This is a genomic window from Caballeronia glathei (assembly GCF_000698595.1).
Classification (GTDB): domain Bacteria; phylum Pseudomonadota; class Gammaproteobacteria; order Burkholderiales; family Burkholderiaceae; genus Caballeronia; species Caballeronia glathei.
Window position 1 is genome coordinate 90,939 of sequence record NZ_JFHC01000013.1, and the last position, 20,005, is coordinate 110,943.

A 20,005-nucleotide genomic window follows, 5' to 3' on the forward strand; every position below is an offset into this window, starting at 1 on the left:
GTCGGATGAATTGTCAGTGTCAGGCCATGTTGAAGTGTCGCGGCAGCCAAAGCGAGACCTCGGGTACGAGGATCAGCAACACCAGCATGATCGCAAGCAGCACCAGATACTTGATCATGCGGCGCGAGACGTCTTCCACCCGTGTGCCCGTCATCGCACAGGTGGCGAAGAGTCCGAGTCCGAAGGGCGGCGAGAAGAGGCCGAGGCCCATGGCCGTGACGGCGATCGTGCCGAAGTGGAGGGGGTTGACGCCAACCTGCACGGCGATCGGCACGAGCAGCGGACCGAATATGATCAGGGCGGGCGCGCCTTCCAGCACTGCACCGAATACGATCATGATCAGCACCGACACGGCCAGAAACGCCACGCGGCCATAGTCGTGAGCGAGCGCCAGCATGCCCGCGGACATCATGGCGGGAATCTGCAGGATGGTAAGAGCGAACGCCACGCTTGACGCCGCCGCGATGATGAAAAGAATGCCTGCCGCCATCGAGGCTGCCCGCACGAGCAGACCGGCGATCGCCCGCGGCGTGAGTTCCCGAAACGCCAGCCCGCCGACAACCAGCGCATACACCACCGCGAACGCGGAAACTTCGGTGGACGTCGCAATCCCGGAGGTCACGCCCTTGCCAATCATGATCACCATGACGAGCGCGACCAGCGCGCCTCCGAGCAGTCGCAGCAGCGGCTTGCGGGTGGCAAATGCCGTGCGCGGATCGACTTTCTTGCCGAAGATCACGACCATGATCGCAAGCGCGAGCGCCATCACGACCGCCGGCACGATGCCCGCGAGGAACAGCCCGCCGATGGAAATATTCGCGACGAAGCCAATGATGATCATGTTGATGCACGGCGGAATGGTCTCCGCCATCACGCCGGACGCGGCGAGTACCGCCGCAGTCTCGTTCGGGTCCTGACGCGTGCGTCGCACGGCCGGCACGACGATGCCTCCGACCGCCGCGATATCCGCAAGCTTCGATCCGGAAACGCCGGAAAAGAACGCAGTCGCGAGAATGGCGATCAGGTTCATCGAGCCGCGTACGCGGCCGAAGATGCGCACGAGCAACTCGATGAGCCGCGTCGACATGCCGTTCACTTCCATGACGAGTCCCGCGAGCACAAAGAACGGAATCGCCAGCAACACGAAGTGGTCCATACCCGCCATGACCTGCTGCGAGTAGATGATCATCGGCAGACTCGGATCGCTGATGAAGTAAAGGAGTGCCGCCAGTGCGAGCACGAAAGCGATCGGTACGCCCAGCACCAGCCCGCCGATGAAACCCGTCGGCAGCAGCCCCCAGGGCGCAATTGAAAACTGATCGAGAAAAGTGTTCCAGCCCCATACGGCGGAAGCGGCCATGACGCATCCCGCGAATGTGAGCCATGTGCTCCGAGTGGCGCCGGTGATCGCGTTAGCCACGCCCACGGCGGTCATCAGAATTGCACCCGCCAGCACCGGCAGGACGTTGAGCCATTGCGGCAGGCCCATCGGGGTGGTCACGTTGGCCGCGTCCTCCAGCAGCAGCCAGGCGGAATACGCAAGTCCGGCCGCTGTTCCGGCGACGACCCAGCCACCGATCTGAAGCGCCGGGGCACGCCACGTTCGTGGCAGCAATGCGCAAAAAAAATCGATTCGCACATGGTGCCCGCGCGCGAGCACCGTCGCGCCTCCAAGGAACACGAGCAGCACCATCAGGCCACGCGCCACTTCTTCGGCCCAGTCGACTGGATGGTGGACGAAGTAGCGAAGGATGACGGAGGTGAACACGACGAGCACGTCCAGTGCAAGCACCACTGCGCAAAGACGTTCGACAAAGGTGCAAAGCGTCGCCAGGTGCCGCCCGGCCCTGGTCTTTGTACCGAATTCCCACGCGCGGGGCCGCGCGACCGGTCCGGCGATTGTCTCAGGGGCGTCTTCGATGCTCAGATCGATCCCTGGCACCTTGCTGAGTGATTCATTCATGTATTTGCTCTCGTGGCTGTTTGCTCACGCATTGCCCGCCCGTTCGGTGACCGGCGCCGGGGCATGGACGGAAGGGCCGTACGCGTCAGGCGCGGGCCTTGTCGATCGCGGCGAGCACGGGCGCGGTCACCGGATAGGTCTGCGTGAACGGGACCCAGAGCTTCTCGCGCATCTGCTTGCGGACGTTGTCGCGTTCTGCGTCGGCCATCGGGAAGAAGGTCATACCCTGCTTCTTGAGCGACGCGAGAGCGTCGGCGCCCTTGGTTGCGGCGGCCTGCCGCTGGTAGAAGGTTGCTTCGCTGGCGGCTGCCCTGAATGGTCCCTTGAGCGCATCCGGAATCTTCGCGAGCCCGCGCTTGCCGATCACGGTGATGCATGGACTGAACAAGTGATTCGTCTGCCAGCTGTTGCGCACCACTTCATTGAGCTTGTTCGACAGCACGCTGGCCGCGTCGTGTTCGAAGCCTTCCACGACACCTGTCTGCACCGCGGTGTACACCTCGTTGAAGGCGATCGGCGTCGGAATGGCACCCATCAGCTTGAAGGTCTCGATGAAGGCCTGCGTTGGCAGGACGCGCAGCTTGACGTTCTTCAGTTGCGCCAGGTCCGTGATCGCCGGCTTCGTGTAGACGCTACGCGCGTTGAAATGCGAACCCCAGCCGATCACCGAGCAGCCGGTGCGCGTTTGCAGGAGGTTGTCGTATATTCCGGCGACGCCGCTGTCGACCGCGCGTCCCACGTGCGCGTAGTTGTCGAAGAGAAAACCGAGATCGAGCAGGGCAAGTTCCGGCAGCGCCGTGGCCCAGATGGAACTGCCGGTGATCATCATGTCGATCGACCCGAGGCGTACCTGTTGCACGACATCGGCTTCCTTGCCCAGCTGGCCGTTCGGGAAGAAATCGACGCGAAGCTGATCGCCGACGGATTTCCTGAGGTTCTCGCTAAAGCGCTGGTACCAGATAAAGTGCGCGGAGTTTGCATCCGCCGTCATGGTTGACGAAAAGCGCAACGTGACGGGAGCCGCCGCGCGGCCTAGCGCGGGGATGCCCGCGGCAGCGGTTGCGGCCGTGGCGAACCGGATGAAACGACGACGTGACGCGTGCATATTGCTTGTCTCCATCATGGTTTTGTAGAACGATTTACTAAATCGTTTTACCGATGATAGGGAGAGCGGCCTGACGGATCAATACGGGAGGGTTTACACCCACGGATAGGGATTACCCGATGCCTTCGCATCCGGTGTGTGGGACCGACGATTGAGCCATGTGCGAATTGAGCGTGATCGGAACGCGACATGAGGAGCGCATGGTGTCGGCATGAATGAAGACGACCACGTCTGTTCAGCCCGACATGGAACGCGTGAGTGCAAGGCTGGCTTCTCGCAAAGTCTGATCTGTCGAAACAGGTGACGTTGTCCGATATGCGGTTGTATGCGCTCGAGCCGAAACCAAGGCGCATAGGCGCGCCAAGCGGATGACACCGCTGACGGACACGACGAATGACCGCCGCACCTTGGGTAATCCGGCATCGACGTGACGGGACTTCTGGCGGCCTGATCGGAGCCGAAGCGGGACTGTCAGAGGCGCGTCCCGATCCAACAAGGTCGCCTCAGCATCGCCCTTGCTGCAAAGGTTAGGGTCGCACTGTGTGGGGAAGCCATATCCTTTCACTCGCTGCAAAAACATGCACGCTGTTTCAATAGCGCCGTGGCCCGCAGTTCACCCGGCCAATTCACTGATTAAACACCACGATATTTTTGTCGCACGTGCAAGGATATGCGTTACCCGTCGGACCTTTGTCTAAAAAGCGTTCGCGCGAGCGAGCAAAACAGCTCGGTGGTCGGCCCCTCGTCGTGCAGACGGCGGCTCATCACTATCGGAGAGAAGACGTTCTTGTCGGATAGCCGCCGGTAGACGACCCCGCGTGCCCGCAAGCCTTCGACACTCTCGGGCACGAGACTCACCCCCGCCTGCGCAGCCACGAGCCCGAGGGCCGTCTGCAACTCGCGTACTTCGTGCACCGCTCTTGGCTCGAGCGCCCGGTCACGCAGCACCGCCAACTGCTGATCGGCGTAACTAGGCCTGGGTTGGCTCGGATAGATGATCAGCGTCTCATTCGCAAGAGCGGCTAGTGTCAGCGGCGCTTGTTCCAGCGCCAGCGGATGGCTGTCGGGCAAGGCGACGATCATGCTTTCCTCGAGCAGCACTTCACGGAGGAGCCGCGTATCGTCGAAGCGCAGCCGGCCAAAACCGACATCGATACGACCGCCTTTCAGCGCGTCCACTTGCTCGCCGGTAAACATCTCGATGAGCGAAAGCTCAATCTGTGGCGCGGCCTCGCGAAACGCGCGAATCACCTCGGGTATCGCGCCGTAGAGCGTCGACGGCACAAAGCCGATGACGATCCGCTCCGTGAGTTCCGCCAGCTTGCGCGTGAGAGGCACGATCTCGTCGCTTTCATCGACCAGGCGCTTTGCCTGCTCATAGAAGATGCGGCCCGCATCGGTCAGCTTGAGAGGTCGCGCGCCGCGTTCGAACAACGAGAGACCCACGGCTTCCTCAATCTGTTGAATCTGGCGGGAAAGCGGTGGCTGAGTCATGTGCAAGCGGCTCGCGGCCCGCGTGAAATTCATTTCCTCAGCGACGGCGACAAAATAGCGGAGCTGACGTAGTTCCAACTTATACCTCCCGAAGAGTGCCCTGGATATCGATCGACAATTCGCCGCATGCCATGCAATGGTAGATGCATTTCCTGTCTCACAGCACGTCCCGAAGCGCAAGGCTGTGCGCGGATCAGGCATCTTCCGACAGTCACGGCAGACAGGGCTAAGACGACGATTATCGCGCCCGCGATGGTGGAACCGGGTATGCACGCTGACGCTGTCGGGGCGATTGCCTCCTCAACACTGAGCGGCATGCGGACGTGCCGCGCATGGGCTCCGTGTTGGCGGAATACGAACCGCAGACAAGCACCGAGCGGTATCGCAGGGAGAAGGCGGCACTGCAGGCGCCAGTCGGCGTTTTGCGTCTTCATGCCACGGGACGGAACGATTGCCGGCGCCAATGTCAAATGCTCTGTATGTGATCCGGATCCCCTCACGCACGGGAGCGCAACGATGGAAAAACGTTCGTTTATGCATAGAGGCTGTGCGGTCTCGATGAACGCCGTCAAACAGGAAGGGGACGGCGAGTCACTGCACGTCGATGTCGTGATGTCGATCGAAGAAGTTGCCACCGGACAACGTCTTTTCGCCGAGAACCGTCGCGTCGAAGCGATGGAAGAGGGTCTCATGACGATCGAGCGCGCATTGAATCACTGCGCTCACGAGGCACGTCAGCTAATCGACGGTAGGAGGGGGATTTGAAGCAACGTCAGTGAATGCATCACACACAAGGTTTCTGAGAGGCCCATGCGGCGCAACGTGCGGTCTCTTTCGTGGCCCGGCGGGCACGGTCAGTCGGACATCTTCGCCGCAAACGTTTGGCAGGTTTTTTAACGGGCAGGGATTCACAACCGGGACGGGGCGGTTTTCTCCTGGCCCAGGTGGAGAGCGTCGCATTGGGTTCGTATGCGGCCATGCCTTCGACTACGTCCAACGGGCGAGTTTTGCTTCTGCAACGCAACAGTTTCGACTCACTCTCTCTCGGGCCCAACGCTTCGCTTGGCCGGCGCGGCACGCATGAGCTTCAGCCTTGTCGACGCGTTTCTCCGCCGTGCATCGATCCATGAACGAGCCAGCCGCGGCCGGGCGCCCGCCAAGTCGATGAATCAATTTTGAATCATTTTCATAAACAACCCACGAATGCTCATTCCATAACGGTTTGACGGCCAGGATTCGCGGGTTTCGAACGTCGGTTCAACGGTTCCGACGCGCCTCCAGTAAGGCATTCAGCAGATGAAAGCGATTGCTGGATTGATCGGACAGATCGCGCCTTTGAGAGCGTGCGTGTCCAAGACTGAAACATAAATGTCCCTGTCTCCACTGTGCGCTGCTGCATATCGCAGGGCGCTCCACGATGGCATTGGGATCGAGGTCGTCTGGCACGGTCCTCGCTAAATGTGTGGAGCAGCACTCGTCATCGTCGAAAACTCAAAACTACGCAAGCGACAATGACGGACCTGCTTACGGGGCTGGTCGCAACACGTTTCAGATGGTGCCTTCAGATGCATCACGGGACGCGAGTTGACCGGAATAAAAAATACGGCGCACAGCGCAGAAACGAGAGAAGAAAAACATGTTGACCCTTCAGTCCGACCTGCACGGCAATCATCTGTTGGGTGCGCTTCCGGCGCACGAATGGCAAGCTCTCACGCCTTACCTGGAGATCGTCCAGCTTCGTACAGGCCAGTTGCTCTCCGATTCAGGGCAACGCATTCAGCACGTGTATTTTCCGACGACAGCCGTCATCTCTCTTCTCCATACGATGGAGAACGGCGGCTCGGTCGAGATCGCCGCAGTCGGCCGTGAAGGCATGACCGGCGTGCCCATCCTGACCGGCGGCGATACCATGCCGGCGCGCGTTCAGGTTCAATGCCCGGGCGTTGCGTATCGCATGAGCGCAAGCGTATTGCGCGAGCAGTTCGGCCGCTCGGACTTCCTTCGCCGCCTGATGCTCCTGTACATGCAAGCCTTGCTGACGCAAGTTGCGCAAACCGCCGCGTGCAACCGTCACCACTCGTTGAGCCAGCAACTGTGCCGCTGGCTGCTGATCGAGATTGACCGTACGCCGTCGGACCAGTTACAGGTGACGCAGCAGATGATCGCCGACATGCTCGGCGTGCGTCGCGAAGGCGTGACGGAAGCGGCAGGAAAACTGCACGACGCCGGCCTGATCCAACACCGCCGCGGTTGCATCACGGTGCTTGACCGTGAAGGTCTCGAAGCCCGTGCGTGCGAGTGCTACGGCATCGTCAAGCGCGAGTTCGAGCGGATGCTGCCGCGCGTGCGCCAGGCCGAAGAGGTCATCTAAGGGCTGAGCCTGCCGGACAGACGTGCCTGGAGCTGCGCGCTCGTTGCGCCGGCGTCCGGCAATAAGCTGTTCGCGAAGGGCGCGCTCAAGCTCGAACTCGCCATCGAGTGTGCTGCGAAGCGCCGTTTCGGCTGTGATCAGCACGATGTCCCGCTCGGCCTGATCCTCGGAAAGAACGTCCGGTGCACCGGGACGATGTAGGATCGAAGCCGTCCGGAGTTGCGTGAAAGAAGCGCGAGGTGCCGCTTTCGACGAGCAGCGCATAGAAGTCCGGTAACGCCGCAAGTTCCGCGGGCGGCAGCGACGCCTCCATCCGGCCTTGCAGCGCGCCGGGCGTATCGATCGCGACGGCACGCATCTTCATGTTGTTGAGCGCGCCGTCGAAAATCCGCTCCGGCGGGGCAGCCGCCGAACTCCATCCTGAAGCCGCAGATCGCGCACATGATGCGGCCCTCGTTGGCGTTATAGCGACAGCTACGGCGTGACGATGTTGAACCAGAACTCGAAGTTATCGAGCCACGACACGAATTCGCCCAGCGTCTGCGTATTGCCCGTGATCTTGGCCTTGCCGGCCATCACCTGCTTTTCCATCATCGAATTGCCCATCATGACTTCGTTCAGGCCGGTGCCCGCGATCGAGTACGTTCATGCCGCCGTCCATGCTCATCCGTCCGCGAAGCGCGGCGTGCCATTGCGATGGAGCTCGACTCGAAAGCCCTGTCCGCAGCGTTACGGCTTGATCCCCCGTCCAATTGCCGTGCGAACCGCGAGCGCAGTGCTTCGAAAGCTCCCGACGGGGTCGTGTCTGGTCGAACGGCTGCTTCGGGTCCCGGGATATTCGATCACGCTCTCAAGCCGGCATTCAACCAGCGGCTTCTGCGAGCAACGCTTGCCATCGTGTGCCCGCTCCGGGCACGATGCGGGAATCAACCCGCCAAAGACACGATACGACCATGCGCGATTCAAATGACAATCGAGCGGTGCGCCTGAGCCTTTTGAAGGGCATTCTCCCGGTCAACCGGGCTTCGGCGTTGCGCGATGCACTTGCCGGCATATCGCTCGCGTCGATGGATATTCCCCAGGTGCTCGGTTACGCACGCATTGCGGGCATGCCCACTGTGACCGGGTTGTACACCGCCTTTCTGCCGCTTGTCGCGTTTGCGCTTTTCGGCGCGTCGCGGCATCTCGTGGTGGCTGCGGACTCGGCAACCGCCACCATCTTCTCCAGCAGGATTTCGACGATGGCGCCGATGGGGAGCGTTGAATACGTGGCGCTGGCAGGTATGGTCGCGCTTCAGACGGCGGGGCTGCTATTGCTCGCCCGCATCTTCAGACTCGGATTTCTCGCCGATTTTCTATCGCGCACCGTACTGGTCGGCTTTCTGGCCGGCGTGGGCATTCAGGTCTCGATCGCCATGCTCGGTGACATGTTCGGTATGACGGTCCCCATTCCATCATCGCGGAGTCTCGCGCAACTGGCCTATGTGGTCAGTCATCTCGCCCACGTGAATCTGCCGACGTTTGCGCTCGCAGCGCTGGTGGTGGGCTCCATCCTGGGTTTCAAGCGGCTTTTGCCTCATGTGCCGATCCCGCTGGTGGCCGTGGTGGGCAGCATCGCGGCAAGCAAGGCCTTCGACTTCGCCGCTCACGGCATCGCGGTACTCGGACCGATCAATGGCGGCTTGCCGCCGTTGCGCTTTCCCGCGGTCACGTGGGAGCAGTTTCTCGCGCTCGTACCGGCGGCGGCATCATGCTTCGTGATGATCATCGCGCAAAGCGCTGCAGCGGCCCGGGTGTTTGCGCAGCAGTATCACGAGGAAGTCGACACCAATGCAGACATCCTTGGACTGGCCGCAGCGAACGCGGCTGCTGCGTTCGGCGGTACGTTCGTAGTCAACGGCAGCCCGACGCAGACAGCCATGGCCGAACGCGCGGGCACCCGCAGCCAGATCGGGCAGCTTGCGTTTGCTGTGGTGGTGGTCGTGGTGCTGCTGTTTCTGAGCCCCTCGCTGCAATATCTGCCGCATTGCGTGCTGGCAGGCATCGTGTTCACGATCGCACTCGGTCTGATCAATGTGCAGAGTCTGAAGGCGATCCGCGGCGAAAGCCCGGGTGAATTCACACTGGCTCTCATCACGGCCGCTGCCGTCGTGATGGTGGGCGTGGAGCACGGCATTCTCCTAGCGGTTGCACTGTCGCTGATGCGGCACGTGCGGCACAGCTATCGTCCGCATACGATGGTGCTGGAGCCCTCTGCCGCAACAGGCCGATGGCAGCCCGTGCCGGCAAGACCGGGGGCCGTGACGGCGCCGGGCCTCATCGTCTATCGTTTTGGCTCGGATCTGTTCTTCGCTAACGATCACTTTTTCACGTCGGAGATCACTCAACTCATTGATTCCGCGTCTGATGGGTTGCGCTGGCTCATCGTCGATGCGGCGGCGATCACCGATCTCGACTATTCCGCCGCCCGCACCCTGGACGACCTGATTCAGACGCTGCATGAGCGGAACATCACGGTGATTTTCGGACGAGTGAACCCCTATCTGCGCTCCGACATGGACAGGCACGGCATCACGCAGACCGTCGGCGAGTCGAACATATTCGAAACGTTGCACGAGGCCCTCGCGGCCGCAGGCGTGAGGTCGCCTGCGACTGAGACCGGAATACTGTAAGCGGTCTGCGGCAAAGGATGCACTGCCTTCACACGCAACGCGAAAGCAGTGATTCATAGCGGACTGCTCGATGGTTTTTCTTGTTCCGCGAAGTACCGCTCGCCATGAGTATTGACGAGTTCGTCGTGGCATTTTTAGAGCGACGACTGCCGTTGAGACGTCGCTTCAGGACGACTGCTAATAGACTTCTTTCAGCCAAGGTCCCCAAGCAGCGCCATCGGTTTTAACTCGGGTGTAGGTCGCGCTGTGCCCAGTGGGTGTCTCCGAGGTATCGTCCGCGGACTTGACGTCGGTAATGTGGAGCGCGAACGCCTGCCGGTCCTCCATGTCGATGGTCACGCGTCCGATGGGACCCGTTGCGCCATTCTGCGTGGTCTCCAATAGCGCGAGATAAGGCGTCAGGCGCCCCCAAAACGACGATAACTCTTCCTGCAAGTAGTGTGTCATGTAGTTCCTTGGGAGAGTGTGAGGCACAGTTTACCCTAATTGAACCTTACGTTTCCCAAACCGTATGCACGCGCTACCGCACCTCGGCTGCCGCGCAATCTCCGGCATATCTGGCTCATCTGCCGGCATGGTCTCTTGAATGTTGCTTTACTTCGTCATGAGCATCGGCTGGATCGGCGATATCGTCGGCAAGGCCCGGGCGGGTCAGGTACAAGGAGCCCTTGCGCGCGGGAATTTGCGGATCGAACGGTGGGATCGTGCCGGATGTGATCGCCTGCTGTTGCGCGGCGACACGCAACACGTCGTCGCGAGGAACGTAGAGAAACGCGGCGTCCCGGTCGATGAAACGAAGAATTAACCAGGGACAGGCGATCCGGTCGACCTTCGGTCTTTCACGTGTGATCCATTTCGTCGACGTCTCCCGCGCTAGGCATGTCAGTGCGCTCAGGCCTGTCTGCGCGTCGGCGTGGCGGCCTGCAACCTTTGCGCCGCGTTGTTCCAGTTGACGATACTGAACAGCTGGTTGACGTACTCATTGCGGCGGTTCTGGTACTTCAGGTAGTACGCGTGCTCGAACACATCCAGCACGAGGACAGGCTCGATACCCCAGGCCGTCAGCTTCTGGTGGTTCTCGCATTGCAGGATCATCAGCTTGCCCGTCGCCGGGTGATAGCCAACGACGCCCCAGCCCGACGCTTCGGTGGCGATGGTCGCAGCGGCGAGCTGCGCCTTGAATTTCGCGTACGAACCGAAGTTCTTATCGATCGCCCTCGCGAGTTCGCCCTTCGGTTCACCACCCTTGCCCGATATGCTCGTCCAGTAGACCGTGTGCAGGATGTGGCTTGACAGCTGGAAAGCGAGTTCTTTCTCGTAGAACTTCACGAGCGTGAAGTCGTTCACATCCCGCGCCTTGGCCAGCGCTTCCTCAGCCTTGTTGGCCGCCACCACCGCGGGCTTGTGGTGAAAGGTGTAGTGAAGCTCGACCGTACGCGCGTCGATGACCGGCTCGAGTGCATCGTAGGCAAACGGCAGCGGCGCTGCTGCGTACCTGCCGTCGGCGTCTACCAGCTTGTCGATGTAGCCGGTTTCATCTGCGGCATGGACGGTTTGCGCCTGTGCCAGCATCAATCCCGCGCCGACAGCGGCGGTGTTGTGCAGAAAGGTACGACGTGTTGCCATGTGTGCATTCCTCGGAATTCGAGCACGTGCCGGTCAAAGGGCGTGCAGGTGGACAAGCGGATAGACAGCAAGGCCGATCAGCGCGGCTGCCACGACAATCACAGGCTCCTGCAGCTTCTTGAAGCGCCAGAGCAGCAACACGGTGGCAAGGGCGATCAGTACGGTCGGCCAGTCGATAATCGAGCGCTTCGCGATCACGATCACCGACCCGGTGATCGCGCCCACGGCCGCGGCCGTAATGCCGTCGACGAACGCCTTGACCGCAGGCAGCCGGCCGTATTTCTTGAAATACGGTGCGGGCAGGACCGTGAACAGATAGCAGGGCAGAAAGGTACCGAGCGCGGCGACGCACGCTCCGGCGAAGCCTGCAACCAGATAACCGATGAACCCCACCGTGATGACGACGGGTCCGGGCGTGATCATCGCGACGGCCACAGCATCGACGAACTGCTTGTCATTGAGCCAGTGGTGTTCGGTTACCACTCCGCCATACAGGAACGGAACGATCGCGAGCCCCGAGCCGAACACGAAGGCGCCCGCCTTCGCGAAGAAGAGGCCGATCTGACCCAGCAACGAAATATCGAGCCCGCTGAGTACGCCGCTTAACGCGGGCACCTGCGTCACGGCAAGCGCGTTGAGTCCGCCCTTGCCCAGCCATCGCGGCGGCGATCGCCGGAACCAGTTCACAAGACCGCCCGCGATGAAGAGCCACGCGATTTCGGACTCGGTGACGATCGTCACGGCGGCGAGCGTCAGGTAAATGACCCATAGGAGCCTGTCGGCAGCCAGGGTTTTTGTCGTGAGCTTGTATGCGCTCATCGCAATGATCCCGACCACCGCTGCGCCTACGCCATAAAAGACCGCCTGCATCCAGGACAGCCCGCCGAAGTGCGCGTACGCCCAGCCGAGCGCGACAACCATCAGGAACGACGGCAGCACGAATGCGAGGCCGGCCATCGTGGCGCCGAGAATCCGATAGTGCACGTAGCCGAGATAGATGCCGAGTTGTGCGGCGAGCGGGCCCGGCATCATCTGCGCCAGTGCCAGGCCTTCGCGGTAGTCGGAATCGCTGATCCAGCCGCGCTGCTCGACCAGATCCCGGCGCATGTAGCCGACAAGCGCCACCGGTCCGCCGAACCCGAGGGTGCCGAGCTTCAGCATATATCGCGTCATCTGGCCGAGCGTGTAGCCGGGCGCCGATGCGGTCGCCGTGCTCATGAGCGCTTCCCGGTATCACTGCCGTTCTTCGCGCTCGCGGCGAAGTGCGTGTACATCGAATCGAGCACATGGCTCATTTCATCGAGCAACTGGTCGTCGTCCGCCGCGCGCTCACGGGCACCGGCCATGATCGCTTCGAAACCGCTCGCCTCGGGCACCGGCGCACCACCGACGTCGAGCGCATGAACCATTGCGCCGAGCCGCTGCAGCGCCGCATCACTTTCCAGACCGAAGCTCGCAAGCAGCACTTCGAACGTGACGCGTTCGCCGACATGCGTAAATGCCGCGCCATCGAAGTCGAAACCAAGCGCGTCAGCCGCGCAGGCGTCTGGCGACGTAAGCCAGACAAAGCGTGCGTCGCGATCGATGAAGCGGCGGATGAGCCACGCGCTTGCCACGCGATCGACCCACAGGCGCTGCCGCGTCGCCCACGTCCGGCCCTGATAGTCCGCGACGGAGAGGGCGCGGATTGCACGGTCGGCCGGATGCGGTTCGCCAGGCGACAGCACCGTGTCGACGTGGGCGACGAAATCCTGCCAGGCCGCTTCGGCACGCGTGGCCGATTCGGCGGGGAAATAGTCGATCGCAACAAGAGTCTCGTAATCCTTGCGCAACCGCCGCACGAGCTTGGTCAATTCGGCCGCCGACTGGCCGGAAACGGTCTTGCGAGCGTCGGCGAGCGCCCGGACGAAACCGGCGTACTCGTCGGCGCGGTCGAAGAGCGCACGGAATTCGGTCTCCTGCGACGTGTCGAGGCTCGGGGCGCGCAGCAGATGCGCCGTCCCGCCGCTATCGGCAATGGACGCAGCCAGTTCGCGCAGCATGTCTTCGCGTTCGGCCGTGTAAGGCAACAGATAGATCCCGTCGCGCAGCACCGCGCAGCCCTTGGCTTTGAGCGCGCGCCAGAAGCGCATGCGTGCTGTCGCGTTCTCTGTGGGAAGCGTCAGGACCAGGAGCGACCAGATCAGGAGAGTGTTCATGTAGAGTATGCTACTCACGTGTCACCGACTCTACAAGTTAACTTTCCTGGCTGAGTTACACTTCCGGCATACAGGTTGTTGCGGATCGAAAGATGCCGGCCAATACACTGTCCTTTTGATGCATCCACGTCCTGTCCATGAACTCGAGATTCAGCGCGATATTTACGGCGCTTGCCGCGGCAGCGCTCTTTGGCGCCGCTACCCCGCTTGCCAAGGTGCTCCTCGGCTCGATGTCTCCGTTCATGGTTGCGGGGCTGTTCTACCTCGGTAGCGGGGTCGGCCTCGGCACAGGCATCCTCTTGCGCCGACTGCGCACGTCCGGTTCAGAAAATGGCCACCACCGGATTAATCGAGCCGAGTGGCCCTGGCTGGCCGGAGCGATCGCTGCTGGCGGTATCGCGGGTCCCGCGTTGCTGATGCTCGGCTTGTCGAGTACACCGGCGGCAACCAGTTCACTCCTGCTGAATCTTGAAGGCGTATTGACCGCCGTCATCGCATGGGTTGTGTTCCGCGAGAACGTCGACGTTCAGGTGTTCCTCGGCATGCTGGCCATCGTTGCAGGAGGCGTCATCCTCTCCTGGCATCCTGGCGAGACGGGGGTGCCGGCTGGCGCGTTGCTGATCGTCGGCGCCTGTCTTTGTTGGGCGATCGACAACAACCTCACGCGGAAGGTCTCGGCGCATGATGCGATGGTGATCGCGTGCCTGAAGGGCCTGATTGCAGGGCCTGTGAATCTCGCGATCGCATTTGCGACCGGCGCGTCACTGCCGGGAGCAGGTACGGTCGGTGCAGCAATGCTCACGGGACTTGCCGGCTATGGCGTGAGTCTCACCCTGTTTGTGGTTGCGCTTCGGCATCTCGGCACGGCTCGTACCGGAGCGTACTTCTCTGTAGCGCCGCTATTCGGTGTGGCGCTCTCGCTGCTCATGTGGCCCGAACTGCCGCACGTGTCGTTCTGGATTGCTGCGGCCTCGATGGCGTTCGGCATCTGGCTGCACGTACGCGAAAGGCACGAGCATGAACACACGCATGAGCGGTTCGCGCACGCCCATCGGCATCGCCATGACGAGCATCACCAGCACGAACACGAATTTGCTTATTCCGGGGACGAGCCGCATACGCACCCACACGTGCATCTGCCCATTACCCATTCGCACGCCCATTTCCCGGATGTTCATCACCGGCATCAGCATTGACGGGAACCTGGCAATGAGGAAGCTTCGATGCCTATGGGAATGGGTTGCTGGGGCGTCTTGCATATGACCATCTTCGAATACTGACTGATTAGGACCGTCTCCGTCCTGTCGCCTGCTCATCGTTCCGGCAGACATTGATTCACTCTGCTATTAGCGATACCCTTAAATCGTTCGTGGTCGTCGGATGCTGGTCAACCCGGAGACAACCGTATCGTGAACCGAGCTTGGGCTTTCTCCTGCATCCTCGCGTTGAGCGCGATCCTCGGCGGATGCGGCAAGGACGGGTCGCAAAACGCTACTCAGGAACCGGGCGCATCCGCGAGTCAGGCGCCGGGTCAGCGTGAGCAGGCCGCGAGCGACACACCCGCCGCATCGGGCGCGCAGCAGCGGAGCGCGCCGGCCGCTGTCACCAAGGCGCAGTTGCCGGGGGAAGCAGCCGAAACACTACGTCTGATCAAAGCGGGTGGCCCTTTCCCTTTTGGCGAAGACGGTGTCTTGTTCCGCAACAGCGCGGTATTGCTGCCGCAGCATCCGCGCGGCTACTACCACGCATACACGGTTCGTACGCCCGGCTCGGCGGATCGCGGGCAGCGCCGCATCGTATGTGGTGGACCGCGCAAGCAGACCAGCGACTGCTACTACACCGACGATTACTACGTCAGTTTCAAACGTATTACGGAATAACTCGAGCCAATGAAAGACGCCCCGGGGCCTCCGATACAGGAGACGCCTGGGCGATGTGCTTTCCGAGCCCGTGCCGCGATGGCACGATCAGTGGCCGAGGTAACAGGGGCTCGTCATCTGCCGCTTCTTCCTCTCGTATTCGAGTCGACTCGCCGCAGACCGCGTCGTCCTCAGAGTGAGCACGTCTTTCCATCCGGTACAGGGCGAGTGTCTTGCCTTGGAACACCAAGGGCATTTCTTTGGCAGACGTTCTGCGGATATTGGTCGGTTGCAGTCGTGCGGTCTGCCGGATCGCGTACAGCGCGCGGCGCAGTAAAGGATCTCGCGGACACGACGTACCGTCTGCCACGAGACGCGTATCTTGTCTACACCCCGCCAAACAACGACGGGCCCCGGCGCGAACACCAAAGCCCACCTGGCCGTACGACCGGCACGCATCGCCGCGCTTCAGGAGTACGGCGACGCGTGATGCCCGCTCAGCCTCCGCCGCCCTGCGTGCCGAGCGAGATTTTGTTGGAAACGGACTTGACGCCGGGCACGGCCTTCGCGATTTCCTCGGCCTGGCCGATCTGGTTGCCCTCCGGCACGGTGCCGGTCAGCACGACCGCGCCGCTTCGCGCTTTCACGAACACCTTCGACACGTCGAAGCCTTGCGCTTTCGACAACGCGCGACGAACATCCACCTCGAGCTGGTGGTCGGTCTTCTTGGTAGCTTTCTTCGCTGCCTTGGCCGACGCGGCCGTAGCGGGGGACGCGGCGGCGTCACTCGCCTGGGCGTAGGCGTTCGACGCCATCGCCACGCATACCACTACACCCAGCGCCTTCAGCATATCGACTGCTTTCATGGCTTCTCCTTTTGTTTCGCTTATTGCTTCGCACAGTTGCTACTTCGGACGAACCGCATCTCCTTGGCGGCTTGGGCTACGAAATCGTGCGGCAGTCGCATTGGCAGTGTGACAACCGGTGCGGTGACCGCAAGACCTGATGCAAAGTTCTGTTGCAACGGGCGACGCGTAGCGCCGAGCCCAGTGCCACCGCAGGTTTAATTCGGTGTACCGTACCGAGTTCGAGTCGCCTCGCGTCCAGCATTTCTGAAATTGCCGTTCAACGCGGCTTCAATTCGACTGGCGGATCGGCGCGATAGCCGCCGCCAAGCGCCTTCGTGAGCACAATCTCCTGACTCAGCATCTGACCGTTAAGCGTGAGCAGGGAAACCTGTTCCGCAATCACCGGCTGGCGTGCCTCAAGCGCCGTCAGACGGCTCGCCAGTCCGCGTTGATAGTGCGCCTCGGCGCTGTCCCTGACGAACGCGACAGAGTCGATCCGCTGCTTCTGCAACTGAGTCTGAGCATCGAGCACCTGCAGGCGGCTGCCGGTCTGCGCGACGTCGCGCACCGCATTGAGAACGGCCTGGTTGTATTGTTCGATCAGCGTATTGCTCACTGCACGCGCACCGCCCAGGTTCGCATTCAACCGGCCACCATCGAAGATCGGAAGATATAGGCCGGGAATGAGGTTGATCTGCTGGCTCGCATGCGTGAACAGATCACCGAGGTGCAGCGCGTCGAAGCCGAAGAACGCCTTGATGTCGAAGCTCGGATAGAACGCTGCCTTTGCTGCATCGATGCGATCGAACGACGACTGTACATACCATCTCAGCGCCTGCAGGTCGGGGCGCCGCGCGAGCAATTCGTACGAGAGCGTGTCCGGCAAGCTGCCCTGCACGCGCGGCAGCGCTACCGGCTCGATGACGGGAAGGCCGTCCGGACCCGTGCCGATCAATGCCCGCAACGATTCACGGAACTGCTTGATCTGTCCTTGCGCCACGACGATCTGCTGTTCGGCTGCCAGCTGCTGCGCGCGGGCTTCTTCGAGTTGCGTGCGCGCCTCGAGGCCACGGGCCGCCCGCGCGTCGTGCGCTTCTACTGCGAACGCCGCCACCGCGCGTGATTCCTCCAGCAGATCGATCAGCTGGTACGTGGTCTGGATGCCGTAGTACAACTGCGCGACGTCGGTCGAGATTTCGAGTTCGACCGCGGACGTCTCCGCGAGCCGCGCATTGCTCACACCGAGCGAGGCCGCGATCTCCGCGCGCTGCTTGCCCCAGATGTCGATGTTGAGACTCGCGTTCAGCCCTACGATGCCCTCGGTGTACCATGGGCCCGTCAGACCCTCGGCCGGATCGTTCATCGCGAACGGGCCGAGAAAGCCGCTCGCGGATACATGCTGGCGATTGAGCAGGGCGAGAGCGCTTACCTGCAGGCTCGACCCCGACCTGGCGAGCTCGACATCCGACTTCGCCTGCGCGACGCGCGTGCGCGCGATTACCATCGTCGGCGCATCCGCCAATGCGCGATCGATCAGCGCGTCGAGTTGCGGATCACGATAGTGCGTCCACCAGCGTGCGGCGGGCCAGCCGTCGCGCGCGAGATGGATATCGCTGGCCAGATTGATCTGCTCGGGCTGGATTTGCGCGTATGGGGTGCCGTTTTCATGGATAAGCGCACAGCCCGCCAGCATGCACAGCAGCCCCGCGACGCAAAAGCCGCGACGAAGGTTCGACGATACGCGGGGACACCGTTGCGTGCTCATGTTCGTACGACTTGCGAAGAAGGCGCGGGAGCCGATGCCGCAACGCGCCAGTCAGGCAGTCCAGATACCTGGCGCGACAGATCTTCTGCAGCAGCGATGAGCGGCGCGTCGCCCGGTTCGGCCGGCTGTACGGCAATCTCGATGCGTAGCGGCATGTGCGCAACCGGCGGATCGGTTGCGAGCTGGTCGGCGTAACGGGCGAGACTGGCGACGGCCCGTTCCTGAGCTGCTCGCGCTGCGTCGTGAACTGCCCGACTGAAGCTGGCCTCCCGCGCAGCCAGTGCATTGCGCAGCACGTTGCTCGACACCATGATCTCGCGGCCTTGCGCGAGAACCGTTTGCGCGCGCAGCGTCAATAGCTCTTGTTCGCCCTCCTGCCAACTCGGCTCGAGCGCGACGCGCGACAGCGTCGCTTCACAATCGGCCAGCACGGCCCACGCTTGCAGCTGCTGCTGCGCATATTGCAATTGCTCCGTCGATGCTTCACCTACGCGCGGCGCGCGTAGCAGCGCGGCGACTGTGCGCAGCATCGACGCCAGCTTCTGCCGCAGCACGTCTGCCTCGCCCTCGCGCCAGAACGCCATCTGCACGAAGGTCGATACGCCGACACCCAGCAGAATGCCGACCATCCGATCGCGGATTTCAGTCAGATTCGTGGTGGGACTGAACTGTTCGAGCAACGCGAGCGAGAACGTGAACACCACCTGGACGCCCGCGTAGCCGATGCGTTCCGAACCGGCCGATATCCACGCCCCGAGCACGACGACCGGCAAGGTCATGAGCAGCAAACCAACGATGTCGTCGAGCCGCGGAATGACGAACACGACCATGAACAGCGCCAGCGCACTGCCCATCACGGCCCCGCCCAGACGCAGCAGGGCGTGCCGCGTCGAGGCGCCAAGACTCGGCAGCGCGACGATCACGCAAGTCAGCATGATGGTGTGGATGCCTTGCCAGTCGACCGCGTTGTAGAAGACGTAGCAGACCAGCACGGCAAGCAGCGTTTTCAGCGAGAAGCGCACGTATGCCGGGTTCGTCCACGCATCCGGCACCACCATTGGCTCCTTCGCGGGCGGCTTGCCTGTCGCGGTGCCGTTCGCGCCGAGATTGGCGAACGCGTGCAGTGCTCGCTGCAACTCGCCTGCTGCCGCGATCGTGTCGGCAGCCTGGCGCTCGTCAGGCGTTGCCGTGGCCACGTAACCATAGGGCTGGTCCGCACCAACCGATTTGTCGAGCGCGCGGCAGTTCGCGCGCAACTCGCGCAGCATCGCAAGCTGGTCAGCCGATGCCCCCGGCAGACTGGCGGGCAGTTCGCTTGCCCCGCGATAGAGCCGCGACACCGTTGCGATGCAGGCGAGTTGCAACGTCTGGTGCTCGCGATATCGGCTATCGCGCATCATCGCGAACCGCAGCAGCTTTTGCAGGGCGAGCGCGCCTTGCTGGACTTCTGACAGCGTGATCGGTGCGAAGTCCGGGCCGCCGTCGATCAGATGTGTCAGGCGCGCTTCCACGGCCGCAAGCTGCCGATGCATTTCCGCCTTCAGCTGCAATGCCGGCTCGGCAGGCAGCAGCAGCGTGTTGACCACGAGTGTCAGCGCGATCGGATAGTTCACCGCGACCCACACCCATAGCACCGCACGAATCAGCAGGTCGGACTGATCGGTCTGGTCGACGAACGACTGCACGTAGATGATGACGATCGCGACAATGAAGAACACGACGCCGATTTTCAGAACCCGTATCAGATATACGCTGCCGAAGAACAGAAGACTGGCGATGACGATGCGCAGCAGCGGGTAGTCGAAGGTGAACTTCAGCAGCAGGATCGAGAGGCCGATTGCGAGTGTCGATCCGGCGATGAACATCAGGGCGACCAGCCGCGTGATCACCACGTTCGACTGCGTGACGTAAAACACGACCAGCAGCGAAAGCGCGAGCGACGGCACCTCGAGCGCCATCGACGCGACGATCACGATCGCGCTCGTCAGCATGCAGCGCAGCATCACGTTGAGCCGCCCCGGATACGGTGCAAGCTCGTTCTTGAGAAACGAGCCGGTGTCGCGAAGCGTGACGGGCAGGTAATCGGCCACAGGCATACCCGCTC

The 20,005-nt window shown here is 62.0% G+C and carries 16 protein-coding genes and 2 pseudogenes; 5 read left to right on the top strand and 13 right to left on the bottom strand.

Annotation, left to right across the window (positions count from 1 at the left end; genetic code table 11):
- Window positions 1–19: 19 nt before the first annotated feature.
- The 3 genes from BG61_RS11430 to BG61_RS11440 form a co-directional block, all read right to left on the bottom strand.
- Window positions 20–1,963: a TRAP transporter large permease subunit gene (locus BG61_RS11430; RefSeq protein ID WP_081868041.1), complete on the bottom strand. Its 1,944-nt coding sequence runs from the start codon at window positions 1,961–1,963 to the stop codon at window positions 20–22.
- A gap of 85 nt (window positions 1,964–2,048) precedes the next feature.
- Window positions 2,049–3,068, bottom strand: coding sequence for a TRAP transporter substrate-binding protein (locus BG61_RS11435; protein ID WP_035938506.1), 1,020 nt, complete (start codon window positions 3,066–3,068; stop codon window positions 2,049–2,051).
- Between the two features lie 675 nt (window positions 3,069–3,743).
- Window positions 3,744–4,640 (bottom strand): LysR family transcriptional regulator, encoded by an 897-nt coding sequence (locus BG61_RS11440; protein WP_035938504.1) that lies wholly within the window; start codon window positions 4,638–4,640, stop codon window positions 3,744–3,746.
- A 438-nt stretch (window positions 4,641–5,078) separates the two neighbouring features.
- On the opposite strand from BG61_RS11440, the gene BG61_RS11445 reads away from it, so the two are divergent.
- Both BG61_RS11445 and BG61_RS11450 read left to right on the top strand, forming a co-directional pair.
- Window positions 5,079–5,327: a hypothetical protein gene (locus tag BG61_RS11445; protein ID WP_129572293.1), complete on the top strand. Its 249-nt coding sequence runs from the start codon at window positions 5,079–5,081 to the stop codon at window positions 5,325–5,327.
- Between the two features lie 871 nt (window positions 5,328–6,198).
- Window positions 6,199–6,933 (top strand): Crp/Fnr family transcriptional regulator, encoded by a 735-nt coding sequence (locus BG61_RS11450; protein ID WP_035938503.1) that lies wholly within the window; start codon window positions 6,199–6,201, stop codon window positions 6,931–6,933.
- A 474-nt stretch (window positions 6,934–7,407) separates the two neighbouring features.
- On the opposite strand, the gene BG61_RS40015 is transcribed toward BG61_RS11450, so the two are convergent.
- Window positions 7,408–7,569 (bottom strand): alkyl sulfatase C-terminal domain-containing protein, encoded by a 162-nt coding sequence (locus BG61_RS40015; RefSeq protein ID WP_306434261.1) that lies wholly within the window; start codon window positions 7,567–7,569, stop codon window positions 7,408–7,410.
- A 317-nt stretch (window positions 7,570–7,886) separates the two neighbouring features.
- On the opposite strand from BG61_RS40015, the gene BG61_RS11455 reads away from it, so the two are divergent.
- Window positions 7,887–9,605 carry a SulP family inorganic anion transporter gene (locus BG61_RS11455; RefSeq protein WP_035938501.1) on the top strand — a complete coding sequence of 573 codons (1,719 nt, stop codon included), beginning with the start codon at window positions 7,887–7,889 and terminating at the stop codon, window positions 9,603–9,605.
- A 177-nt stretch (window positions 9,606–9,782) separates the two neighbouring features.
- Here the strand turns inward: BG61_RS11455 and BG61_RS11460 are convergent, their stop codons facing one another.
- The 6 genes and pseudogenes from BG61_RS11460 to BG61_RS11480 all read right to left on the bottom strand — a co-directional run bounded on the left by BG61_RS11460 (window position 9,783) and on the right by BG61_RS11480 (window position 13,429).
- The gene (locus BG61_RS11460; protein ID WP_035938685.1) at window positions 9,783–10,052 is read right to left on the bottom strand and encodes a hypothetical protein; all 270 of its coding nucleotides are present in this window, start codon (window positions 10,050–10,052) and stop codon (window positions 9,783–9,785) included.
- Between the two features lie 154 nt (window positions 10,053–10,206).
- Window positions 10,207–10,317: pseudogene (locus BG61_RS43920) on the bottom strand (quinone oxidoreductase); the annotation flags it as partial.
- A pseudogene (locus BG61_RS43925) lies at window positions 10,294–10,491 on the bottom strand (chromate resistance protein ChrB domain-containing protein); the annotation flags it as partial. The pseudogenes BG61_RS43920 and BG61_RS43925, both read right to left, overlap by 24 nt.
- 5 nt (window positions 10,492–10,496) lie before the next feature.
- Window positions 10,497–11,231 (bottom strand): superoxide dismutase, encoded by a 735-nt coding sequence (locus tag BG61_RS11470; protein ID WP_232256409.1) that lies wholly within the window; start codon window positions 11,229–11,231, stop codon window positions 10,497–10,499.
- A gap of 33 nt (window positions 11,232–11,264) precedes the next feature.
- Complete coding sequence (locus tag BG61_RS11475) at window positions 11,265–12,449, bottom strand: chromate transporter (protein WP_035938497.1); 1,185 nt, start codon at window positions 12,447–12,449, stop codon at window positions 11,265–11,267.
- Window positions 12,446–13,429 (bottom strand): chromate resistance protein ChrB domain-containing protein, encoded by a 984-nt coding sequence (locus BG61_RS11480; protein ID WP_035938496.1) that lies wholly within the window; start codon window positions 13,427–13,429, stop codon window positions 12,446–12,448. Before BG61_RS11480 ends, BG61_RS11475 begins: the two co-directional genes overlap by 4 nt.
- Window positions 13,430–13,566: 137 nt before the next feature.
- Between BG61_RS11480 and BG61_RS11485 the strand changes: the two genes are divergently transcribed.
- Both BG61_RS11485 and BG61_RS11490 read left to right on the top strand, forming a co-directional pair.
- The gene (locus tag BG61_RS11485) at window positions 13,567–14,625 is read left to right on the top strand and encodes a DMT family transporter (RefSeq protein WP_035938495.1); all 1,059 of its coding nucleotides are present in this window, start codon (window positions 13,567–13,569) and stop codon (window positions 14,623–14,625) included.
- Window positions 14,626–14,838: 213 nt separating this feature from the next.
- Window positions 14,839–15,309 (top strand): ribonuclease, encoded by a 471-nt coding sequence (locus BG61_RS11490; RefSeq protein ID WP_035938488.1) that lies wholly within the window; start codon window positions 14,839–14,841, stop codon window positions 15,307–15,309.
- Between the two features lie 476 nt (window positions 15,310–15,785).
- Here BG61_RS11490 and BG61_RS11495 read toward each other — a convergent pair whose 3' ends face one another.
- From BG61_RS11495 to BG61_RS11505, 3 genes are all read right to left on the bottom strand, one after another.
- A complete protein-coding gene (locus BG61_RS11495; RefSeq protein ID WP_035938487.1) occupies window positions 15,786–16,154 on the bottom strand; it encodes a BON domain-containing protein in 369 nt (122 codons plus the stop codon).
- 259 nt (window positions 16,155–16,413) lie between these two features.
- On the bottom strand, window positions 16,414–17,901 hold the full coding sequence (locus BG61_RS11500; protein WP_035938486.1) for an MdtP family multidrug efflux transporter outer membrane subunit: 1,488 nt from the start codon (window positions 17,899–17,901) through the stop codon (window positions 16,414–16,416).
- Window positions 17,898–19,997 (bottom strand): FUSC family protein, encoded by a 2,100-nt coding sequence (locus BG61_RS11505; RefSeq protein ID WP_035938484.1) that lies wholly within the window; start codon window positions 19,995–19,997, stop codon window positions 17,898–17,900. The genes BG61_RS11500 and BG61_RS11505 overlap by 4 nt, the downstream gene beginning before the upstream one ends.
- Window positions 19,998–20,005: the final 8 nt, after the last annotated feature.